We start from the raw sequence: 21,515 nt of genomic DNA, 5'->3' as shown, positions 1-21,515 counted from the left end.
GATAGTTTCATTCGCCGCGCAAGTGCCGGTTGAAAAACGTCATTTGCGTTCTGAGCAAGTGAGTCTGCAGCGGCGGCGGACGGATGCCGTGGCGCTGGCCTGGGTAGGTCATCATCTCGAACACCTGGCCGCGCTCCTGCAGCTCTGCGAACAATCGGGTGGAGTGATCAAAGGTCACATTGTCATCCGCCATGCCGTGAATAATCAGCAGCGGGGTCTGGTAACCATCAAGATGGGCAAAGACCGAACCGGCGTCATACCCGTCGGCATTGTCCTGCGGGGTCGACATATAGCGTTCGGTGTAGTGTGTGTCGTATAGCGCCCAGTCTGTAACCGGCGCTCCGGCAATGCCGGCGGCAAACCTGCCCGGCGCCTGCAGCGTGGTCATCAATGTCATGTAGCCGCCATAGGACCAGCCCCACAGACCCACGCTGTCGGCGTCCACAAAATCGCGTTCCTGCAACCAGTCCAGTCCGGCCAGCTGGTCCTCAACTTCTAGAATACCCATGCGCAGATGCAGCGGCGCTTCAAAGGCATGGCCGCGGTTTGAACTGCCCCGGTTATCGACCTTAAAAAGCACGTAGCCGGACTGGGCAAGAATCTGATCGCGCAGTGACTGCCATCCCCTGGTGACAGACTGTACGCCTGGCCCGCCATACACCTGAACAATGGCCGGACAGGGCGTCGCTGCGGTGCAGTGGTCTGGCCGGTACATCTGCCAATGCAATTCGGTCTGCCCGTCTGCGGCCGTCAGCGTGCCATACTCGGGCCGGACATGAGCCGCTAGATAAGGCGCGTAAGGATGATCCTGGTTCAGCGGGTTTTCCTCCACCCAGGCAATGCGTTCACCTGCAATGGAATACAGCCCGGTGTTGGGCGGAGTGTCGATATCGGAGTAGGTGCCGATAAAGCCTGACCCGCCAGAACCGACCGTTACGTTCCAGCGTCCTTCGCCAGAGGTAATACGCTGCGGTTCGCCGCCATCCAGGTTCACTGAGTACAGGTGGCGCTCCAGTGGTGTGTCCGTCCAGCCGGAGAACCAGACAATACCCGCGTCCTGGTCGACGGCTTCCAGGCTATCAACCACCCAGTCTCCCGATGTGATATCGCGGGCTACGCCATCTGTGCTCACATAACGAATATGGCGAAAGCCGGATTGTTCGCTGAGATAAAGCAGACTGCCCCCGGCCAGTGTTCGCAGATCATGCGACAGATTGATCCAGGTATCTGCCTGTTCTGTGATACGCCGTGTTGTGTCTTCAGCACCCGTGCGCGGATCAAGCGCCAGCAGGTCCCATTGCGTCTGCGCCCGATTCTGTCGCTGCACCCATAAGGTTTCACCTGACCCGCTCCAGTTGACGCGGCTGAGGTAGATGTCGGTATCGCTGCCCAGATCCATCTCGGCAATCTCACCAGAGGCAAGGTCGATGACGTGCAGTGTCACCAGGGCGTTAGGCGTGCCGGCCCGCGGATACCGCTGTTCTGACACCGAAACGGCGTCGGCAGAAATGCCGAAGCGATCCACCACCATCACCGGGCTTTCATCAACGCGTGCAACCGCGATGCGGCTGTCATCGGGCGACCACCAGTAACCGGTGTAGCGTTGCATTTCCTCCTGGGCAACAAACTCGGCCATGCCCCAGCTGATGACACCGCCGCCTTCGGTCGTCAGGGCACACTCCTCCCCAGTAGCGAGATCATGTATCCATAGATTCTGGTCGCGGATAAAGGAGACGAAGCCGCCGTCTGGACTGACCTTGGCGTCGGTTTCAAACGCCTGTGTTTCGGTCAGGCGGCGGGTTTGTCCGCTTTCCACATCAACGTAGAACACATCGCCGTCAAGAGGCACCAGGACAGCTGCGCCGGTTTCGTCCCATTGATAGGTCACCACCCCGGAGGACGTAATGCGTGATCGCTCGCGGAACTGGATTTCAGCCTCCGTCAGCTCGCTCTCTTCTGGTGCCAGCTGGCGCGCATCGACCAGCACATAAGCCTCGCCGGTAGCAACATCCATTGCCCACAGATCCTGCACGGTGCGGTCATCGTCTTTGGCGCGCAGGAAGCTGATGCGACTGCCGTCGGGTGAGAACCGCACATTGCGGGCAGTCGGGCCGGTCAGATCTGGCGAGCCGTAGAGTCGCTCGATCGTCAGTTGTTCACTGGACCCGTCAGTAATCGGTGTTGCTGCCCGCTCGCAGGCGACAAGCATCAAGGGCAGGACAACAATCAACGCACCACGCATGAAAACCTCGGTGTATCAGTCTGTTAGATTTAGCAGGGGCATCTACATCCCTGCCATGGCCTCATTGCCCGTCCTTGTCCGACATCACCAGCGACAGCCGGTAAACATCATGCCGCCGGTCTTTCATGGTGTGAACACTGCCATGCGTATGCAGTTCTTTTAACGCATCCAGGTTAACATCAACGACCAGCAACATTTCAGAGTTTGGGGTCGCTTCTGCCTTGATACCTGTGGTTGGAAAGGCGAAATCTGACGGCGTGAACAAGGCAGACTGGGCATACTGAATATCCATATTATTAACTCGCGCCAGATTGCCAACGGCCCCCGCAATAGCGACATAACATTCATTTTCGATAGCGCGCGCCATGGCACAGTGCCGCACGCGTGTATAACCATTTTGAGTGTCGGTCAAAAATGGCACAAACAAAATATTCATTCCCTGATCGGAGAGCAATCGGGCATATTCCGGAAACTCAACATCGTAACAGATCATAATGCCTATTTTACCGCAATCGGTATCAAACACTTTGACCTGATTGCCGCCCGACATTGCCCAGTTCCTTCGCTCTGCCGGCGTCACATGCACTTTGTCATATTTCTCCCAGCTTCCATCACGTCGGCACAGAAAACCACTGTTATACAGTTTTCCTTTTATGAGGTATGGCATACTGCCGGTGATAATATTGATGTTGTAGCTGATCGCGAAATCGATAAATTTATCGCGGATACTTTCGGTGTACTTGGCCAGCTCGCGAATGCTCTGGGTGACGCTCAAGTGGTTGTATTGTGCCATGAGTGGAGCTGCAAACAGCTCTGGGAACAGGACAAAATCACTGCCGTAGTCCGAAACCGCATCAACAAAAAACTCCATCTGGTCAAAAAGTTCATCAATGCCTGCCATACTGCGCATTTGCCACTGCACAAGACCCAGACGAACCTGGGATTTTGGGGCATTGATCAACTTAACCGATTTGCTATAAAAAATATTGGACCATTCAAGCAAGGTGGCATAATCCTGAGACTCGACATCGCCCGGAATATACCCTTTAAGCAATTTGCGAACATGAAATCCATTGGCCAGCTGAAAGCTCAGTACCGGGTCGTACAGTTCTTTGCTTGTTACTTTTTCAATATATTGTTTCGCACTCAGCTTATCAGCATACTTGCCATAGTTTGGCATCCTGCCACCGGCCATAATGGCTCGCAAATTCAGATTTTCACACAACTCCTTACGGGCATCGTAAAGTCGTCTTGCCAGCCTCAAACCCCTAAAGTCTGGATGGATGAAGACCTCGATTCCATACAGCACATCGCCATCAGGGTTATGATTGCGAAAAGTAAAGTCAGTTACGATCTCATCGTAAGTATGATCATCGCCAAACTTCGCGTAGTCAATTATCAATGAAAAGGCACAACCTACCACTTTGTCGTCAACACAGACACAAATTTGCCCCTCGGGAAATCGCGTCAACAAGGCATTGACAACCTCTTCAGTCCAGGTCAGCAGCGGGCCAACGTCATAGACTTGCTCGGACGCTTCTCGCAGCGCCCTCATATCATCAATAGTCAGATGGCGAATCTCGACATGATTGGCTTCCATAACTCCTCCAGAATAGACTGTGGGTGAGACAGTTCCTGACCCCACACGCTTTCAGAACATATTCGATTTTCACTGGATACACAATTTATTCGAAAGTGGATCTGAACTAAGGCTACCCTAAGCTAAGTACACCGATGTTTTACCATCGCGCATCTTCGGAGTCGTTGATAAAGTCACCTGCCAAGGGTATCTATTGCCTGTTGCATCGGTACATGGAATCATACGACTCAATAACCCTGGCCATCGACAGACCATAACCATGAACGAAATCATCGACGCCCTGAAGAAATTCCGCGACGAGCGCGACTGGCAGCAGTTTCACAACCCCAAAGACCTGTCACTGGCGCTGAGCATTGAAGCCGCCGAGCTGCTGGAAGCCTTCCTGTGGAAACAGCCGGAAGATGCCGATCCTGAAAAGATCAAGGAAGAGCTGGCCGATGTGTTCTCGTTCGCCTTCCTGCTGGCCGATGCCTGTGACCTGGATGTCAAAGACATCGTGCTGGCGAAAATCAAACAGAATGAAGAAAAGTACCCCGCCGACAAGGCCAGGGGCACCGCCAGGAAATACAATGAGCTATGAGCGGAGCTCACGATCTTGAGATCAGGCGCTTTGCTTTCCAGAGGAGTTCACTGGAGCAGATTCGAGCGAACGGGCTCACTCAGGGTCACTGGCCACTTGTTTATGTGCTGAGCAATGCCATTAAAGGACGTGCCTACGTCGGCGAGACTGCCGACACTGTCACCCGGATGGAGGCCCACCTCAAGCACAACGAAAAAAGCAGACTGACCATCGTTCACCTGATTCAGAGCGACAAGTTTAACAAGTCTGCCACACTGGATATCGAATCGAATCTCATCAAGTACATGGCAGCCGATGGCAAGTTCGCACTGCTCAATGGCAACCTTGGGCTGGTCGATCACAATTACTACCAGAAAGAACAGCTTTATTCGGGAATGTTCAGACACCTCTGGGACAAGTTGAGAGCAGAAGGCCTGGCTCAACATTCCATTGAGCATCTCGACAACTCCGACCTGTTCAAATACTCACCGTACAAAACGCTGTCAGCAGACCAGCGCCAGGGATTGCTGGGCATCATGTACGCCCTTCTGGATGATCAGGTGAAATCCCTGATCGTCGAGGGTGGCGCCGGCACCGGCAAATCCGTGCTGGCGATATTTCTGTTCAAGTTGCTGCAAAGCGATCTGGACGACTTCCGGTTCAGCAGTCTTTCCTCCGATGAGGATGAATTCAGGAATCTGCTGTCGCAGTTGCGAGACAGGTTTGGCCCCAGACCCAAAATGGCCCTGGTAGTGCCGATGGCCTCGTTTCGCGCCACCGTTGAAAAAGCCTTCGCCAATGTTGCGGGCCTGTCGCGGAAAATGGTGATCAGCCCCTCACAACTTGCGGAACAGCAATACGACATTGTCCTTGTCGATGAAGCACACCGTCTGCGCCGCAGACAAAACCTGGGCGCCTATTACGGCTCGTTCGACAAAACCGCAAACACGCTTGGCCTGGATCCAGCGAACTGCAGCGAGGTGGACTGGGTAACCAAGCAGTCGAACAAGGCCGTGTTTTTCTACGACCTGAACCAGACCATCAAGCCCTCTGACACACCGACCGGCGTTTTTGAAAAACTCAAACTATCGCCAACGACCCAGACTCAGCAACTGGTGTCCCAGTTCCGTGTCAGAGGCGGCAACCCCTACGTTCAGTTCATCAATAGACTGCTGCATGGTCGACTGGGAAATGCACCGCCCTACCAGTCAAAAAACTACGAACTCAGATTGTTCGACTCCTTCGCCGAATTCGTTAACGCCGTCAGAGAACGCGACGATCAGCATGGGCTGTCGCGGATGATTGCAGGATACGCATGGCCATGGGTCTCCAATAAAAACAGTGAACTTTTCGATATTCAGATTGAGGGCGTTCAGCTGAGATGGAACAGCACCAGCAAAGACTGGATCAACGCACCTAACTCAGTAAATGAAGTTGGCTGCATCCACACAACACAGGGCTACGACCTCAACATTGCTGGAGTCATTTTCGGCCGCGAAATTGGCTACGACAAAGTCAGCAATGAAATCATCATACGGCCCGAGCTTTACTTCGACAGGAACGGAAAACAGTCGATCAAGAATCCCGAAGAACTTAAAATATATATATTAAACATCTACCAGACCATTCTGCTGCGTGGCATACGCGGTACGTTCATCTATGCATGCGATCCCGACCTCCGGGACTATCTCGCTCAGCACATCGCGACGGAATCGCAGTCATTTGATGGCACAGCAGATATCGTTCCGATACCTGTCAAACCGTTTATCAATGCCGTGCCAGTATATGACCTGATAGCAGCCGCCGGAGACTTCAGCGAACAGCAGCGTGGAGAGCACAAAGACTGGACTCTGGTTCCCGAAGGCGAGCGCATCAACGAAAGTTACTTTGCCTGCAAGGTCCAGGGCGAGTCGATGAACAACATCATCCCCAACGGCGCCATGTGCCTGTTCCGCACCGACCCCGGCGGCAGCCGCAATGGCAAGATCGTGCTGGTCGAAATGCTGAACAGTATTGATGAAGAAAGCGGTTCACACTATACGATTAAAGAATACGCCAGCGTGAAAAGTGAAAGCGACGATGGCTGGGCGCATGAGCAGATCATGTTGAAACCGCGATCCAGTAATACTGGGTATGAGCCGATTGTTTTGGGTGCGGATGAGGTTGAGAGCTATCGGGTGGTTGGGGTGTTTGTTCGGCTGCTAACAGACTGATTTATTGAAAAAAGCGCAGTGTACTGCTCATTTATCATTTCAGTCTGACGACGTGTTGCGATCCAGGCATAACCCTGCATCCTGAGTGTTTCACCATATGCCCATTTCGCCACTTCAGTCGTGCTGGCCAAATTCGAGACGAAGCCCTGGTCTTGCATTTGTTCCCCCAGCTCTCGGCCGATGCGTTCGTTCCTATCCAGCCAGCGTTCCAGGTGCGATTTGGCCGCCAACATATCGCGTTTGTCGTTATTACAGCTTCGATGCGCCACAACGAAGTTGTGGGCAGTATCCCTTGGGTAGCGAGACCACGGGATGAAGTGGTCAACCTCAACCTGGCTGTGCAACTTTCCCTGACAGTAGAAGCAACGTCTGTCCTGCATGTCGGCCAGAATTGGCGAAACCTTTGCCAGCTGAGCTCTTGGCGTCCCGAACATAAATGACTCGAGATCGTCCTTTTTCCCAAGTAGCTCAGAATTGCGGCGATTACTGCGAATGTGTTCAAGCCAACCTGCCTTTGCCAGTTGCTGAATAAGAGGACTGAAACGTCGAAGGTTATGACTGATACCCCGCTTGAGAACCAATATTTTGTTCACACACGGATAATCATAGAGAAATCGATCTGTCTCGCCACCAATTACCTGTAGATGGCGTAACGGCATGTTGTGGACGATAGCCCGGATGTCTGAAATTACACGCTTCCAATGTGGATGGCCGGGGGCGCGGGCAGGATTGCCTTGTACATCATTGTAAACACCGCGTATTCGATTTATCACAGCCGCCTGTTTGCCGAGATTCTGAACAAGAATACCGTCTTCAGAGTCAGCAGACGCCGGGCCATAAGCGCTTGCCTGCCGCCAGTACCAAAGCGCAAAACGCTCCGCCACCAGATCGAGTGGCAATGCCAACTCGGTGTCATCATCCGCACCATACTCAATTGCCAGCTCTGTCAGCGTCAGCATCAGGGCGAATTTGTATGTGGCCGAAAACTCGCCCTCGTCAAATAGGCGTTGGATCTTCTCAAGAAACGCCAGCTGCGCGCGTGCAGATAAAGTGCTCATTTATCAGACCAATAGTCAGCTTTGTGCGGCATAATCCAGCGCAAACCACCTCTCGGATCAGCCACGTCGCCAACATAACGTGGGATCAGGTGAATGTGGCAGTGCCCAATGGTTTGGCCGGCGGCAGGCCCGTCATTGAAGCCGACATTGTAGCTATCCGGCGAAAACGTCTTGTCTAGTATTGCCTTGGCCTGTTCGACAAGGTCCCACAGGTCATCGCGTTCGTCTTGAGACAGATCGAAGTATGAGGCGACATGTCGTACGGGAATGATCAATGTATGCCCCGGTGAAATCGGGTAATTGTCTAGAATCGCGCCCCCTGTGCTGTTAGCGACTAGAGGCTTGCGGCTACTATGGTCGCAAAAGGGGCACAGATTAGTGTCTAGTTTATTATTCATCAATTCATATTGCTTTGTACGTGGATGTTCGTCAATCGGTCGCACACCCCTTAAAAAAACACCTTTAGATTTGGCACCACCGTTGAATTCAATGCACTTGTTCTGCCGCTCGCGCTGCCAAGACGATGTCCACCAGAAACGAATGAGGCAACAGGCTTCAATGAAGCATGCAGTCTAATTAGTCTTTATGAACTGTTCGTATCTTTGAGCAAGACGATCTCTATCAGGCAAATGATGTTTATTGCCAGGCGGCACTAGCTGTTTGCCGTTCAATTCTTGAAGTGCGGTGAGTATTGCTCCGTCCTGCTGGCTCAACAGTATGTCGCTTACAGTGATTTCCATATCGGGCGATATGCCAATCAAATTAGCATCATACGCCTTGTGATGAAGGCGCGACATCGCAATACCATTTGATACTTCTGTAGAGCTGTGCGTCTCAGAATCTGGTGTAATATGCGCCGCTTCGAGTAACTCTCGGATTGGGAGCCCTGACAATGAACACTTATTATTGTAGGCAGTTAATACATTTACTCTAAACGTGGCTTGATGCAGTCGGACCCGCGTTTCTCTTATTGCGTATGACCTGGCAGGTGCGCTTAAGTCAGGATATACCACGCCCCTCGATTGATCGCGCGAAATATCTAGAGGCTCCCCAACTACTACTTCGCAATAGCGTTCTGATTCGTGAATATTAGAGATATAACATGGCCATATCGCTTTGTATCTTCCGGGCGCCACAGCATGAAAATAGATGAATGGCTGTCGCTGCTGCTTGGCTTCCCATAAGCACTTATTTCCACCACTTCGTGAATCACCTCTCTGAAGGGAGTAACGGAAAAACCCCTCCGACATTTCTTGGTCATCATAAATATTCGTTCTGCCTGCCCTGGGCTCTGTAGTTTTGATACTTAGCAGCCCGTCTTGCATTTCTTTGGGCTTAAATATTCCTCGTGCTCTGTTCGCCATCAGTACTTTGCGACCGTTAAATTCGAACCCTTGAATAATGGCTGACCATGGAATGTCATCGCCGAAAGTACGCTCAAGCAGCCTTACTTGCTCGAATGCGGCTAGAAGAATGGGAAGGTTCTGCATTTTATGGTCGGTCAAACTGGCCACCCTAACAACCAATCTTAAGTATGAGTTTCACGCAAAGTTCCCATAAACGAATTTATCTTGCCTGCGGCCGGCAATCTTCATTGTTCTGTTTTCTCTACATTCCAAACGTCCTTACCGAATCCCTTTAACCACCGATCCAGCACAAACTTTCAGAAATTTGATGAACCTGTGCTCGCCATGATAGACGACAACACGAGGGCGACGATTATCAAGAATATGGTTGATCACCAAGCCAATCTGGTAAAAAAAGCCAAATCTCTCTTCGCGACCATCGACACTTAGACTCCAGTGATGCCGTACCCACGCGAAACTCACCTCATGCCAGATCTATTGGATTCGACTATTGAGCACCTGTAGCCCTAGGTCCCAGGCAGCGTCTCACCAAACCAAATGAAACGCCTCCTGCCTTCTAAACACCCAATGCCGCTCCCCATTCTCATCCAGATACGCTTCTTCCTCCTGGCGGCAGTTGGCTTCCTGGCCACCCCACTCCGGTATCGCCTTGGTTGCCTGCAGTTCGATTGAGTGCCAGGTGGACGGCAGTAGCACGGCATCGCCGCGGATAGGCACACCCTCCTGCGCATCCCATCGTCCAATCAGCGGACCGGCGCCGTGGCCATGGTCGCCGATGGGATGGGTGTAGACGGTGCCAGTGATGCCTTCGGCTGCCATGCGCGCCAGCGTTAGGGCGAGGATGTCATTGCCGGTGCGGCCGGGTTCCATTTCTTCCAGCAGCAGTTCCTGCATGCGGTTGGAGTCGGCCAGGCAGGCTTTCAGACCGTCGGGGGCGTCGGTTTCGCCGGGTTTGAGCACGTAGCCCAGGTGCTGGGTGTCGGTGTGCAGGTTCATGGCGACCACGCCGAAGTCGGTCCAAAGTAAGTCACCTGGCTGGATGACGGTGTTGCCGCTGATGCGACCGTCGCCCTCGCGGGACACATCTACCGAGGGCTGGAACCAGACCTGGTAACCGAGGTCCTGCACACGCTGGCGCATCCACCAGATAACATCTTCGGTGGTGGTTTCGCCGGGGGTGATCACGGCGTTGGAGAAGGCCTCGGAAATGACGGAGTGTACCGTCTCCATGACCTTGCGGTAGCGCGGCATCATCTCGGGGATGCGCAGCGCAATGTAGTTCATGGCCAGGCGTGGCTCGCGCACGACACGCTCCAGATACGGGCCAAGTGCCTCTTCCAGTACTTCGCGCTCACCGGCATGCAGGCCGTCCGAAAAAGCCCATTCAGAGTCGATGTTCAGCGCAATGTTGTCGGGATCGCGATCTTCGATCAGTTCGCGCAGCAGGCGCCACTGTTCATCACCTACCAGCTCACCGGTATCCTGGGTCGGCGCGGGACGGGTGGAGCGGAAGGCTTCGAACACACCGCCCTGGCTGGAGCCACCCAGTGCCAGGCGCTCGACACTGCCATCAGGCTGCAGGCTCATCACATAAATGGAGCGACGACGCGCGGCGAATGTTGTCGGAGAAGTAATGGACCAGAATACGGGATCCTCGGCGTATTCGCGCATCGACAGAATCCACATATCCACGCCGTATTCCTGCATCAGTGCCGGCAGCACACGATCCATCCGCGCCTCCAGCCAGGCCTGCTGCTCGGCGGCCTGCTCGCGCAGGGTCGGCAAGGGGTGCACATGCGCCGGTGCCGAAGCAGGCACATTAATGGGTGGTTGGGCGTGCAGTGACAGTGACGCTACCAGGGCGGCTGAGGCAGCAAGGCAGGCAGGAAAGAAATGGCGGCTAAGCGGCAATCGGGACATGCGTGGATTCTCCGATGGATAATTCTTTTTAGTCGGGCTGGCCTTGGATATTCACAGAGCTCGCGGAGGCGGTCAAGCGTGCAATCAAGCGGCGCTTAACGAGTCTGGGCGACTTACTTCAAGCCCCAGATCCGCGCCACCGCGGTATCATTGCCCAGCGTGGCCACCACCAGACTGACCAGACTCACCAGGCCAAAGATCACGGCAGGAATCAGCGATGCCAGCTGCCCAGACGTGAACGCCAGATACGTGGACACCGCGCACAATGGCAAAAACAGTAGTCCCAGCGCCAGCAGCACTTTGCGATGCGAGGGTCGGTAGCTGGCGGCCGGTTCACCTTTCTCGAAATAGGCCAGCACCGGCGCAAAAATGGATCTCAATTGCTCTTTCATACAGTCCTCATTGTTGATCAGGGTCGGCTGCCACCGGGTCTTTTATCAGGGTCGTCAGTCGGACATCCACGGTCAGCTGCAGCTCGGTCAGCTGCTCGGCGCGGGCTCGCCCTTCTGCGCTGGCCCGGTACAGGTGGGGTGTCATGACCAGCAGATTGCCGATCTGCTTTGCGTCAGGCAAGCGTACCGAAAATCTCAGCTGTTGTATGTCTCCCATCACAAAACCGGCGGGTGCCTGGTTCTGTGGCGGCCGGGCCGGTTTGAGCGTCGGGTAAATGATCTCACGCAGCTCCCGCAGATGATCCGCACCAGCGTCGACCATCAGCAGTTTGCCACCCGGTTTTAACACCCGCAGAAACTCCGGGTACCCAGGAAAACCAAACATGCAGAGTATGCGATCCAGCGTGGCAGGCAAGACTGGAAGGTTGGCGTTGTTGCCTACCACCCATGATACGTTTTTGGTCCCGGCATCGGATACTGGTGCGGCCCCCTGCCCGGACACCGACGCTGCCTCTGAATGTTGCACATGCCTGTCCTGGCGGGCGGCTGCCTGCACGGCCCACTTGGAGATATCCAGACCTAACACCGTCAGGGATTGATCGGGCTGACACTGCGCAGCCAGCTGACGCAGGTAATAGCCCTCACCACATCCGGCATCCAGACAATTCAGCGTGGCCGATGACGTCACACCGTTCAGTATTGCGCCAGCAACCGCTTGGGCAATTGGTTGATAAAAACCCGCTGCCAGAAATTCCTGACGTGCGACCACCATGGCCTTGCTGTCACCCGGATCGCGTGAACGTTTGTTTTGCACCGGCAGCAGATTGACGTAGCCCTGCCTGGCAACATCAAAGCTGTGGCCTTTTGAACAGCGCCAGGTGTTATCTTCGCGCTGTAATGGCTCGCCATCCAGTGGGCAGGCGAGTTGAGTAAAAGCTGTGACCGCCATGCAGTTACCATTGAGCAGAATCGGAAAAGGTTACGAAACCCTGGGAAGGGCCCAAAAGAAAACCCCCGCCGTATTTTGCAATCATACGGCAGGGGCTTCGTTTTGGCTAAGGCTTAGATCACTTGGCGATCTGTAGCTTACCGATCAATTTATTGACGGCATCTGTCAGCGCCTGACCTTCGGTGCTGGACAGCTTCTTGGACTTCACTGCTGCATTGATCTGATTGTTCAGTGCGCCCAGGTTGCCCTTGGCAGACTGCAGATTGCCACTGTTCAACTGCGCCAGTGCGTCGTTGATCTTGCCAGAGAACTGGTTGACCAGTTTGGCATCCAGTCCGGCGATTGATGTGCTCAGCGCGGTCACCTGATCGGCGGCACTCAGCACCGTGATCTTGAAACTTGTCTCGGTCACATTACCTGCGCTGTCGGTTGCCGTGCAGCGAACCGTGGTTTCGCCAGGGGCTACCGACACACCGGAACGTGGTGTGCAGACTGCGGTCAGGGGGCCGTCTTCTGGATCCACAGCGCTGACTTCGTACTCGATCAGCGCGGACTCGGAAACGACCTTGTTAAACAACAGCGACTCTGCTTCAAAAGTCAGATCGCCGGGCACTGTGATCACTGGCGGCTGGTCAAGAGACTCCAGTACCGTCACACTCAGGTCATCATAGTAATCAAACGTGGACGAGGTACCAAAGTAGATGTGGCTGTTGCTGGCAACCAGGTAGCTGCCCAGAGCAGTCAGTGACACGGTCTGCGTCATGTCTGCTACAAAACCAGCGCTCTCGTCGTAACCCACGTCTATGGACAGGCTCAGGTTATTACCACGCTTGAGAATCTGCGCACGATGCGGGCCAGCTCCAGTGATGTTGCCAATGCCATATGTGAACTGGGCATCAGAACTCGTGCGGTAACCCACATCCACGCCACCTCCGGCCAGTCCGGGCGGATGAATGCGGAACAGGATGCCTGTGGGTTCATTGAAGAAGCCAACGCGCTGACCCGGGCCCATGCCGATAAAATGCATCGGGTTGGCAGGGTCGGCCGTTGTGAACGACACTTCGGCCAGGAAATCGACTGTGTTGTAGTCCGAGCGTTGGCTGCGGACATACTGCCGGTCGTCCTTATTGGCGGACGGCGACGTTTTGATAAGTACACCACCTTCTACGGCGTAAGCGCTGGCACTATCTTCCAGATCCGCAGGGAATGCGCCACTGAAATCCGTGCTGATGTTCAGGGAAGCGGAGCGGCCGCTAAGCGCCACGTCCTTCGCAATGATTACGGAGCTTGCTACGGATGCTGAACAGCTAAAGCTGCCTGTGCCATCTCCCAGACAGACACTGGCCCGCGCAAAAAAGTTCGCCAGCACCGCATCCAGATATCCGTCGCCGTTGACGTCACCCAGCGCGACTGCTTCGGAGTTGCGGGTATCGTTCAGACTACCTGCACAATTGAAGGTACCGTCGCCATTACCCAGACAGATCGGGTCAGCACCAGAGGCAGCAAACGCCAGGTCTGGAATACCATCATTGTTCACGTCGCCAATGGCCAGGTTATTGGCAGAGGTCGCAACTGTACTGCAACTGAAGTTGCCGCTACCGTCGTTAAGACAGACCTGATTGTCTGGCCAGCCGGCCATCACCAGGTCAACATCACCGTCGCCGTCCAGATCACCAGCCTCAACTTTGTAAATGTAGGCGCTGCTACCGAAGTTAAGCACATCACTGCACACCAGGCCGGTATTGCTTGAGCTCATGGCGCCGTTATTCATGCATTTGCGAACCGGGCCGTTGCTATTGGCGAATACCGCATCCAGTCTGCCATTACCATTCAGGTCGCCGACCGCAACACCGGTGGAGACATAGTTTTCACCCTGAATTGGGAGGCAGTTGACCCCGCCTGTGGCCGGGATGTTAGGGCAAATGCTGTTTGCCTGGGTGGCGCTGTTATTGGCGAAAATCGGCTCCAGCAGGCCGTCACCGTTAAAATCACCCAACGCGACATCGGCACTGCGGTACAGGATGCGCGCCCCATTGCTGTCAAAGGTGTCCGACAGGAAGCTGTAGGCCATAGGCAGACACAGCTGATCGTCCTGACCAACGTCATAACAGATGTAGTTTTGAAAGTTTTCCTGAGCATACGACTTGGCAAGCACCGCGAATACCGCGTCAGTAGCCCCGTTACCATCCACGTCACCCAGTGCCACGGCCATCGTGGTCACGCCAGGAATCGTCTCGGGCTCGACATTGGTGCCCTCATAAAACTTGTCTATCGCTTCGCAGGCGAAATTACCCGCCCCGTCGCCGGCGCAGACCTGATCGTTATAGACATCCTGAGCGAACACCGCATCCACCAGACCATCACCACTGAGGTCCTGGGCCAGGGCGCTGCCTGTAAAGAGTAGGGAAATTCCGACACCGAGCCGAAACACGCTGTTTAGATAGTGACGCATTTTTGTTGTCCTATTTTTATTAGACGATATAGCTGGCATTTTATGTGAGCAATTATCTGACGGGGACATCAAGCTTGGACGCTTTGCAGGCTTCGCCATCAACATACTGTAACTGCTAGAGTTTCTCGCCGCTGAGAAAATTTTTCAAGTGGTTTTACGTTTTTATACCTGTCAGTTCGCGGGTCTCCCACAATCTGCATCGGCACTTTAGCCGTACCATTCTCGAGACCATCGCTCAATGGTGATAACTTTCAGGACGCCACTATGTTTAATCTGTTTAAAGCCGACCCCCAGAAAAAATTGCAAAAAGCCTACGAAGACAAGTTGTCCGAGGCCATGAAGGCACAGCGCAACGGCGACATCCGCGCTTATTCCGCCCTGCAGGAAGAGGCGGAAGCGATCTACGCGCAGCTGGAAGAGCTGAACAAGTCCTCCTGACCGGCCGCCTTCATCGTCCCGCTGCTAATCCACCCCGCCCATGATCACTGCAGTCAAAAACACGTTTTTGGCCGTGCGCTGCATGACCTCAATGCTGGCCCATTCATCGGCAAAGCCGCGCTGACCACCGCGCTCGCTGGCAATGCCAATGGCCAGGGTGCCGCCGGCAATGGCGACGTTAAGGTTGGCAGAACCCGCATTGGACAGACTGGGTGTGGAGCCCAGATAGTCGGAGATGTCCAGCGAGGTCTGCACCAGATCACTGTCGCGGGCCCCGTCGATCTGGCCGGGTGGCATCATGGAAAACGGTTCCATGCGAAAAGTGATACCCAGCTCCTCAGTAACATCGCTGAGTATCTGGCGCACCTGGCTCTCCATTGACTCGATGTGCTCCGGGTCCAGCGACCGCACATCCAGTGAGAACCAGCCCGTTTCGGGCTTGTGGTTAAACACCGCACCGCTGTTGAGCATGGCGACATTCAGGCGCGTGCGGCGATGATCGTGAAGCTGTGGATCCTGGATCTGCAGAATGCGATCCACGGCGCGGCCAATGCCCTGATTGACGTTAGGCAGCCCGCCGTTGAGCGTGTGCCCGGCCGGGCCTTCAGCATGTACGCGCCACCAGTGAATACCCAGTGCGCCATAGCTGATGCTGCTGCCCTCGCCCAGGATGTCCACAAAAGCAATCGCCTGGTCACGGTAGTCGGCGTATAGCGACTTCATACCCAGCAGGCCGGTTTCTTCCTGCGCCACCGCGGCAAATACCAGATCGTGCTCCGGCACCAGTTGCTGGTCCAGCAGGGCACGGGCGGCGGAGAGCATGGCGATGGTGGTCAGTGAGGTGTTGGTGCCAGGACCGACAACGCGATCGCCGTCGATGACCGGCGGACCATCGGCAGCGCGCTGATGCTCGGCGACGGTGGCCAGATCATCCAGCGTGGAAACGAAAACCAGCGCCTGGCCGGAGCGACCCGGAATGCGGCCTGTGACATTTGGCGCGTCTGACACAGACACATCGCTCAGGCCCATCTCGCGCATCAGCTCGGCCACTGCCGCCGCGCGCTCGTGTTCCTGACCAGACGGTGATATGATGCCACCAATCTGCACCAGTTGCCGGGCAGACAGGTCGGCGCTCTGCTCTATCTGCACCAGCCCCTGCTGCACGGCCGGGTCGGCCAGCGCCAGATCTAAAGGTCGGGGCTGCGCCTGCAATGCCATAGGCACCAATAGCAAAAACACAAGGCTGATATTAGACATCTTGAGCATCAGGACTCTCCTAATTATTTGGACGGCAGCAGGTCGACCCGGAATATTCACAGACACCTAAGGGTCGGTCAAGCAGCCCGCAACCACACCGGATTTCAACCTTAAGGTGTATTGAGGTGCTGGCTGCCGGGCAGTACCATGATTCAGTCTCACCCAGTCTCCTCAACGTTTTACGCATGTTTCGGACTCGAAATCTGTGTGACGTATTCCAGCACACACGATCAACACAGTCGAATTAACATGCCAGGCGGCGGCAGTGATTGCACAACGCAGTATCGATCTGTGGGAGTAGTCGTTAGGAAATGGATATTCAACATCTACAAAAAATCCAATATTATTAAAGGACTACGCTCAATGAAAACTCCAATAAAAACAAGCCCCTTAGTAGCACTGGCCACTGCTGTGGCGCTCGGCTGCTCCAGCTTTGCAATTGCCCAGGAAACCTTCACGGTCAGTGGCCCGCTGTATTACGCGTACTATTCCGATTCGCAGACGGGAGAATATAATTATCTCTATGATGGTAGCTTCACAGCAACTGTGACACACACGCCATCGGTTCCCTTTCAGTTCTACACTTACAGCAATCAGCCCTACTACAGCCACTCCCATAAAATCTGGGAAAACGCGGTGGTGTCTATCGAATTTCAGGTGTTCGACGCCAGCGGAAATCTGGTCAACGAGTACCAACACGGAATTCAAACGCCTGATTACGGCACCAACTATGCCCTGTCTGAGGCGCTGAATTATGGCCCCTATTATGGGTACAACAGCCACATGACTGAGTATTTCTACCGAAACAGCACGACCTACTCTCCCGTCTATCAATACGAGTACGCGTATGTGGGCAGCTGGCAACAGTTCGATGACAACACCACTCTGGATCTGTCCGAAGATGCATTATCCTACCCGGACCTGAGCGACAGCCTGGACTGGACTGACAACACTGCGTATATGGAGTTCTACTCGGGTGGCATTTACAACTACATGTATGGCGCGTTTGACACATTTGGCGGCGGCGATACCGACGGCGACGGTATTTCCGACAGCGAAGATGCCTGTGTCGGTTCGGACCTGGCGGCTACGGTGGTCATCGGCAATAGCAACACAGGCGTTAAAAATACTCTGCTGGAAAACGGCTGCACCATCACCGATATGATTGTCGAGATTCAACTGGTAGCGGAGCGCCACGGTAGCCTGGTGAGCGGCGTGGCGCACTTTTTGAATGCTATTGTCAGTGACGGTACGATCACAGGCAGGGAAAAGGGCAAGATACAAAGTGCCATCGCCAAATCCAAGGAAAAAGGCAACGGCAAAGGCAAGTAGCCCGAACAGAGAACGCCAGTCGTTCCACTGTGTCCAGCAAGGGCCGGCTACCGGCCCTTGCCTCTATTCAGTCTTGTCCGGGTACATCACTTTCAGCCCCCACCAGAGACTGCCGGCATCACGCTATAGCGGGCCTGCCCTTATTCATGTTTAATCAGCCGGTATATTGACTAAAAAGCACCACCCTCAGTATGTCGGAATTAAAATTATCTTCGGACGCGCTTTACCGCCAGCTCAGCTTTGCGCTGGTGCTGTGGTTTGGCATCACGGCCGTGATTGTTCACATCGTGCGCGATGACCTGGTCCTGTGGGAACGCAACCTGAGCATCTACGCGGTCGGCCCCGCTGGCTGGCTGCTGGTCACCGGCTTCTACGCCATTGGCCTGGCCCAGCTGTTGATTGCATTCCGGCTTTACCAGTGGCGCCGCTCGGCCGGTGACCTGCTGTCCGTTTTCCTGCTGACCCAGGCAGCCCTGGGTGTGATGCTGGTTGCATACTTTCCCTATCACATTCGGTTTCCGCACAATCTGGGGGCCGCCATGCAGCTCGGTCTGTTCCCGCTGTTTCTCTGGCTGCGAGTGTTTTTGCACCGCGATGATCCGCTGTTCAAATTTACCGCCATCATCGCCACGCTGACTACCAGCACCTTTGTGATCCTGGTCTGGAACGGCGAGACAGATTACGACATTGGCACCACCTCTCTGGCGCAGAAAGCGGAGATCCTGGTGAACAGTCTATGGCTGCTGGTTTACGCCTGGCATATGCCGGGGCAGCATGAACACAGAACCAGATCCTTACACCAGAATTAGAGCGCCCGGCACAAGCCCTTGAGCCTCGACCCACAATCCAGCAGCCTGCATGACCCAGCCGAAAATATTTTTTTCAATACCCCGCGACGGAAAACAACAAGGCCGCCGTATACTCTGATGTGTTCCCCAATAATGAGAACTGAAGAGCATCATGGCGACCTACTCACCCTTTATCGCTGCGAACAAATTCGGGCTGGGACTGCAACCCGGTGAACTGACCGAGATAGAACCCGATCCACGGGCCTGGCTGCTGGCTCAGTTGCCCCTGGCCGACCGCCAGCCGCCGCGCTATCAAGGCATGGAAAGTTCGGCCCGCCTGATCGAACAGGCCAACGACGACTACCGTACCCGACAGATGATTCAGCAGGATGGCCAGATCAGCGCCAATGAGGTGCGACCGCTGCGCGAGATTCGCGAGCGCAATGCAAGGATGTTTGCGGACCAGTCCAACCAGCGGCTGGCCGTGGCCATCGAGTCGGACACGCCGTTTGCCGAACGTCTGGTGCGTTTCTGGTCCAATCATTTCAGTATCTCGCTGGCGACCAACAAACCGACGACTCTGTACGCGGGGCTGGCTTACGAGAACGAAGCCATTCGCGCCAATATCAATGGCCGCTTTGAGGACATGCTGATCAGCGTCGCCAGCCATCCGGTGATGCTGACCTACCTGGATAATATCAGCTCCATCGGCCCCAACTCTCCGGCCGCCCGGCAGCGCGACAATCTGGGACTGAATGAAAACTATGCACGCGAAACACTGGAGCTGCATACCCTGGGTGTGGATGGCGGTTATACGCAGGACGATGTCATCGCACTGGCGCGGATTCTGACCGGGTGGACGGTGAACCTGCCTACGCGCAATGGCAACCTGCCCAATCCGCAGTCGACGATCGGCGCCTTTGTGTTTTATCCGGTGCTGCATGAACCGGGCACACAGCAGCTGCTGGGCAAATCGTATCTTGGTACCGGACAGCAGCAGGGTATCAGCGCGCTGCGTGATCTTGCGCGTCACCCGTCCACGGCCAGGTTTATTGCCAGCAAGCTGGCACGGCACTTTATTGCGGATCAGCCGCCGGCCTCGGCTATCGACAAACTGGCCAAAGTGTTTGCCGACACGCAGGGCGCTCTGCCTAGCGTACACCAGGCACTGGTGGAACTGGACGAAGCCTGGGATCCGAGCATGAAAAAACTAAAAACGGCCGAGGACTTTATTGTCTCCACAACACGCGCGCTGCCCGGCGTTCCATTGAGTGACGAGGTCCTGAAAATCCTCAGTGACACTCTGGCCAGTTTTAACCAGCGTGCGTTTACCGCGCCCTCCCCGGCCGGCTGGCCGGAACAGGCTGAGCACTGGGGAGGACCAGACGCCCTGCTGAAGCGCGTCGAGTTTATCAACATGGTCGGCGGCGCCGTGGGCACGGACTTTGATGCCCGGGAAATTGCCCCCCTGATCCTGCCCGCCGACTCGGCACTGCAAACCGCCGTGCGACGCTCCGAAAGTAGAACGCAGGCATTGACGCTGTTGCTTGCCAGCCCACAATTCCAGTGGAGAGCCTGATATGTCCAGCCAACAAAAATTCGCCATGAATCGTCGTCAGTTTCTCAAATCTGCTGCCGTGCTCACCGGCGCTGGCAGCATTCCCGGCCTGAGCTGGGCCAACAGCACGATCTCCGGCAACAACAAGCTGGCCGTGATCATTCTGCGCGGCGCCATGGACGGGCTTTCTGCCGTCATTCCCTACGGCGATCCGCTGCTGGCCAGTTACCGGGGGGCGCTGATCCCGGAGGACAGCAGCCTGCTGAAACTGGATAATTATTTTGCCCTGCATCCGGCCTTTGAAGGCCTGTTTACTATGCACAAATCAGGCGAGCTGGGCATCGTGCATGCGGTCTCCAGTGCCTATCGGGATCGCTCGCACTTTGACGGCCAGAACGTGCTGGAAAGCGGACTGGATGTGGCCATGCCCAACCCGTCAGGCTGGCTGAACCGGGCCCTGCAGTTACAGACCCAGCAACAGGCCATGGCCCTGGGCCAGGCAGTGCCGTTAATTCTGCGCGGCGAAGCCAGTGTTGGCTCCTGGTCACCGCCGACCCTGCCCGCCATTAACGACGACACTCTGAGCCGTCTGCAGAGCCTGTACAACGCCGACAGTTTTCTCGGGCCACGACTGTTGGAGGCGCTGAACGCACGTGAGATTGTTGGCGCTGACATGGATGGCGGAAGCAGCGAGACAGGCTTTGCAGCGCTGGTCGATGCCGCCGCCAGTTTTCTGAAAGCCGCCAACGGCCCGAATATTGTCGTGCTGGAAAATGACGGCTGGGATACGCACGCCAACCAGGGCGCCGAACAGGGCACGCTGCCGCGCAAATTCACGGAGTTGAATGACAGCCTGGTGCAACTGAAACAGGGCCTGGGCACGACCTGGCAGGACACGGTTGTGGTGGTGATGACAGAGTTCGGTCGCACTGTGCGTGTAAACGGTTCGCTGGGCACCGATCACGGCACCGCCAGTGTTGCGTTTATGGCCGGCGGCGGTGTCGGTAAATTCACCTCGGGCAGCGCTGTTACCGGGCCCTGGCCTGGACTTGGCGATAGCAGTCTGCGCGATGGCAGGGATCTTCAGCCGACCAATGATCTGCGGCAGCTATTGGCTGAAGTGCTGCAGGCACATATGGGTTATGACGCTCAGCTGTTGCGTGAGGTTGTGTTCCCCGGGCTGTCGACTACAGGCTTCCAGAAAGGTTAACAGGCACCAGCCAAAAGTCACTTTTTGCAGATAACTACTTTTTGTTCCTGAATTTAATGCTAAAGTCGGCGTTGACGGGCTCAAACATGAATGAGTTCATTAACGCTGATGCAGTCCATCATCGATCGTGCCCCGAACCTATCAATTACATCTGTGCTGACCTTTACGGTCAACACTGGC

The 21,515-nt window shown here is 55.1% G+C and carries 17 protein-coding genes; 7 read left to right on the top strand and 10 right to left on the bottom strand.

The features are described from left to right. Positions 1-7: 7 nt before the first annotated feature. Positions 8-2,242 carry a S9 family peptidase gene (locus LVD14_RS05930; protein WP_237133114.1) on the bottom strand — a complete coding sequence of 745 codons (2,235 nt, stop codon included), beginning with the start codon at positions 2,240-2,242 and terminating at the stop codon, positions 8-10. Positions 2,243-2,303: 61 nt separating this feature from the next. Beyond that, the gene (locus LVD14_RS05925) at positions 2,304-3,842 is read right to left on the bottom strand and encodes a bifunctional GNAT family N-acetyltransferase/carbon-nitrogen hydrolase family protein (RefSeq protein ID WP_237133113.1); all 1,539 of its coding nucleotides are present in this window, start codon (positions 3,840-3,842) and stop codon (positions 2,304-2,306) included. Between the two features lie 259 nt (positions 3,843-4,101). Here LVD14_RS05925 and LVD14_RS05920 point away from each other — a divergent pair, with 259 nt between their 5' ends. Together LVD14_RS05920 and LVD14_RS05915 are read left to right on the top strand one after the other, a co-directional pair. Then, a complete protein-coding gene (locus tag LVD14_RS05920) occupies positions 4,102-4,422 on the top strand; it encodes a nucleotide pyrophosphohydrolase (RefSeq protein ID WP_237133112.1) in 321 nt (106 codons plus the stop codon). Further along, the gene (locus tag LVD14_RS05915; protein WP_237133111.1) at positions 4,419-6,614 is read left to right on the top strand and encodes a DNA/RNA helicase domain-containing protein; all 2,196 of its coding nucleotides are present in this window, start codon (positions 4,419-4,421) and stop codon (positions 6,612-6,614) included. The genes LVD14_RS05920 and LVD14_RS05915 overlap by 4 nt, the downstream gene beginning before the upstream one ends. Here LVD14_RS05915 and LVD14_RS05910 read toward each other — a convergent pair. The 7 genes from LVD14_RS05910 to LVD14_RS05880 all read right to left on the bottom strand — a co-directional run bounded on the left by LVD14_RS05910 (position 6,572) and on the right by LVD14_RS05880 (position 14,752). Next, positions 6,572-7,672 carry an HNH endonuclease gene (locus LVD14_RS05910; RefSeq protein WP_237133110.1) on the bottom strand — a complete coding sequence of 367 codons (1,101 nt, stop codon included), beginning with the start codon at positions 7,670-7,672 and terminating at the stop codon, positions 6,572-6,574. The genes LVD14_RS05915 and LVD14_RS05910 overlap by 43 nt on opposite strands. After that, complete coding sequence (locus LVD14_RS05905; RefSeq protein ID WP_237133109.1) at positions 7,669-8,070, bottom strand: HIT family protein; 402 nt, start codon at positions 8,068-8,070, stop codon at positions 7,669-7,671. The genes LVD14_RS05910 and LVD14_RS05905 overlap by 4 nt, the downstream gene beginning before the upstream one ends. Positions 8,071-8,244: 174 nt before the next feature. Then, a complete protein-coding gene (locus LVD14_RS05900; RefSeq protein WP_237133108.1) occupies positions 8,245-9,177 on the bottom strand; it encodes an HNH endonuclease in 933 nt (310 codons plus the stop codon). Positions 9,178-9,564: 387 nt separating this feature from the next. Beyond that, positions 9,565-10,959 (bottom strand): M24 family metallopeptidase, encoded by a 1,395-nt coding sequence (locus LVD14_RS05895; RefSeq protein ID WP_237133107.1) that lies wholly within the window; start codon positions 10,957-10,959, stop codon positions 9,565-9,567. A 113-nt stretch (positions 10,960-11,072) separates the two neighbouring features. Next, on the bottom strand, positions 11,073-11,351 hold the full coding sequence (locus LVD14_RS05890; protein ID WP_237133106.1) for a hypothetical protein: 279 nt from the start codon (positions 11,349-11,351) through the stop codon (positions 11,073-11,075). A 7-nt stretch (positions 11,352-11,358) separates the two neighbouring features. Continuing rightward, complete coding sequence (locus LVD14_RS05885) at positions 11,359-12,300, bottom strand: putative RNA methyltransferase (RefSeq protein WP_237133105.1); 942 nt, start codon at positions 12,298-12,300, stop codon at positions 11,359-11,361. A 118-nt stretch (positions 12,301-12,418) separates the two neighbouring features. After that, positions 12,419-14,752 carry an FG-GAP-like repeat-containing protein gene (locus tag LVD14_RS05880; RefSeq protein WP_237133104.1) on the bottom strand — a complete coding sequence of 778 codons (2,334 nt, stop codon included), beginning with the start codon at positions 14,750-14,752 and terminating at the stop codon, positions 12,419-12,421. 264 nt (positions 14,753-15,016) lie between these two features. Between LVD14_RS05880 and LVD14_RS05875 the strand changes: the two genes are divergently transcribed. Next, positions 15,017-15,190 (top strand): DUF6435 family protein, encoded by a 174-nt coding sequence (locus LVD14_RS05875; RefSeq protein WP_237133103.1) that lies wholly within the window; start codon positions 15,017-15,019, stop codon positions 15,188-15,190. A 24-nt stretch (positions 15,191-15,214) separates the two neighbouring features. On the opposite strand, the gene LVD14_RS05870 is transcribed toward LVD14_RS05875, so the two are convergent. Then, positions 15,215-16,456 carry a M20/M25/M40 family metallo-hydrolase gene (locus LVD14_RS05870; RefSeq protein WP_237133102.1) on the bottom strand — a complete coding sequence of 414 codons (1,242 nt, stop codon included), beginning with the start codon at positions 16,454-16,456 and terminating at the stop codon, positions 15,215-15,217. A 354-nt stretch (positions 16,457-16,810) separates the two neighbouring features. On the opposite strand from LVD14_RS05870, the gene LVD14_RS05865 reads away from it, so the two are divergent. From LVD14_RS05865 to LVD14_RS05850, 4 genes are all read left to right on the top strand, one after another. Continuing rightward, positions 16,811-17,779 (top strand): hypothetical protein, encoded by a 969-nt coding sequence (locus LVD14_RS05865; RefSeq protein ID WP_237133101.1) that lies wholly within the window; start codon positions 16,811-16,813, stop codon positions 17,777-17,779. A gap of 191 nt (positions 17,780-17,970) precedes the next feature. Beyond that, complete coding sequence (locus LVD14_RS05860; RefSeq protein WP_237133100.1) at positions 17,971-18,588, top strand: DUF998 domain-containing protein; 618 nt, start codon at positions 17,971-17,973, stop codon at positions 18,586-18,588. 151 nt (positions 18,589-18,739) lie between these two features. Then, entirely contained in the window at positions 18,740-20,146 is a 1,407-nt protein-coding gene (locus tag LVD14_RS05855) for a DUF1800 family protein (protein ID WP_237133099.1), read from the top strand. A gap of 1 nt (position 20,147) precedes the next feature. Continuing rightward, positions 20,148-21,335 (top strand): DUF1501 domain-containing protein, encoded by a 1,188-nt coding sequence (locus LVD14_RS05850; RefSeq protein ID WP_237133098.1) that lies wholly within the window; start codon positions 20,148-20,150, stop codon positions 21,333-21,335. Positions 21,336-21,515: the final 180 nt, after the last annotated feature.

Source organism: Pseudohongiella sp. O18, assembly GCF_021729085.1.
Classification (GTDB): Bacteria; Pseudomonadota; Gammaproteobacteria; order Pseudomonadales; family Pseudohongiellaceae; genus Pseudohongiella.
Note: the sequence above shows the minus strand (reverse complement) of the source record. Positions and strands in the feature narration are given on the sequence as shown.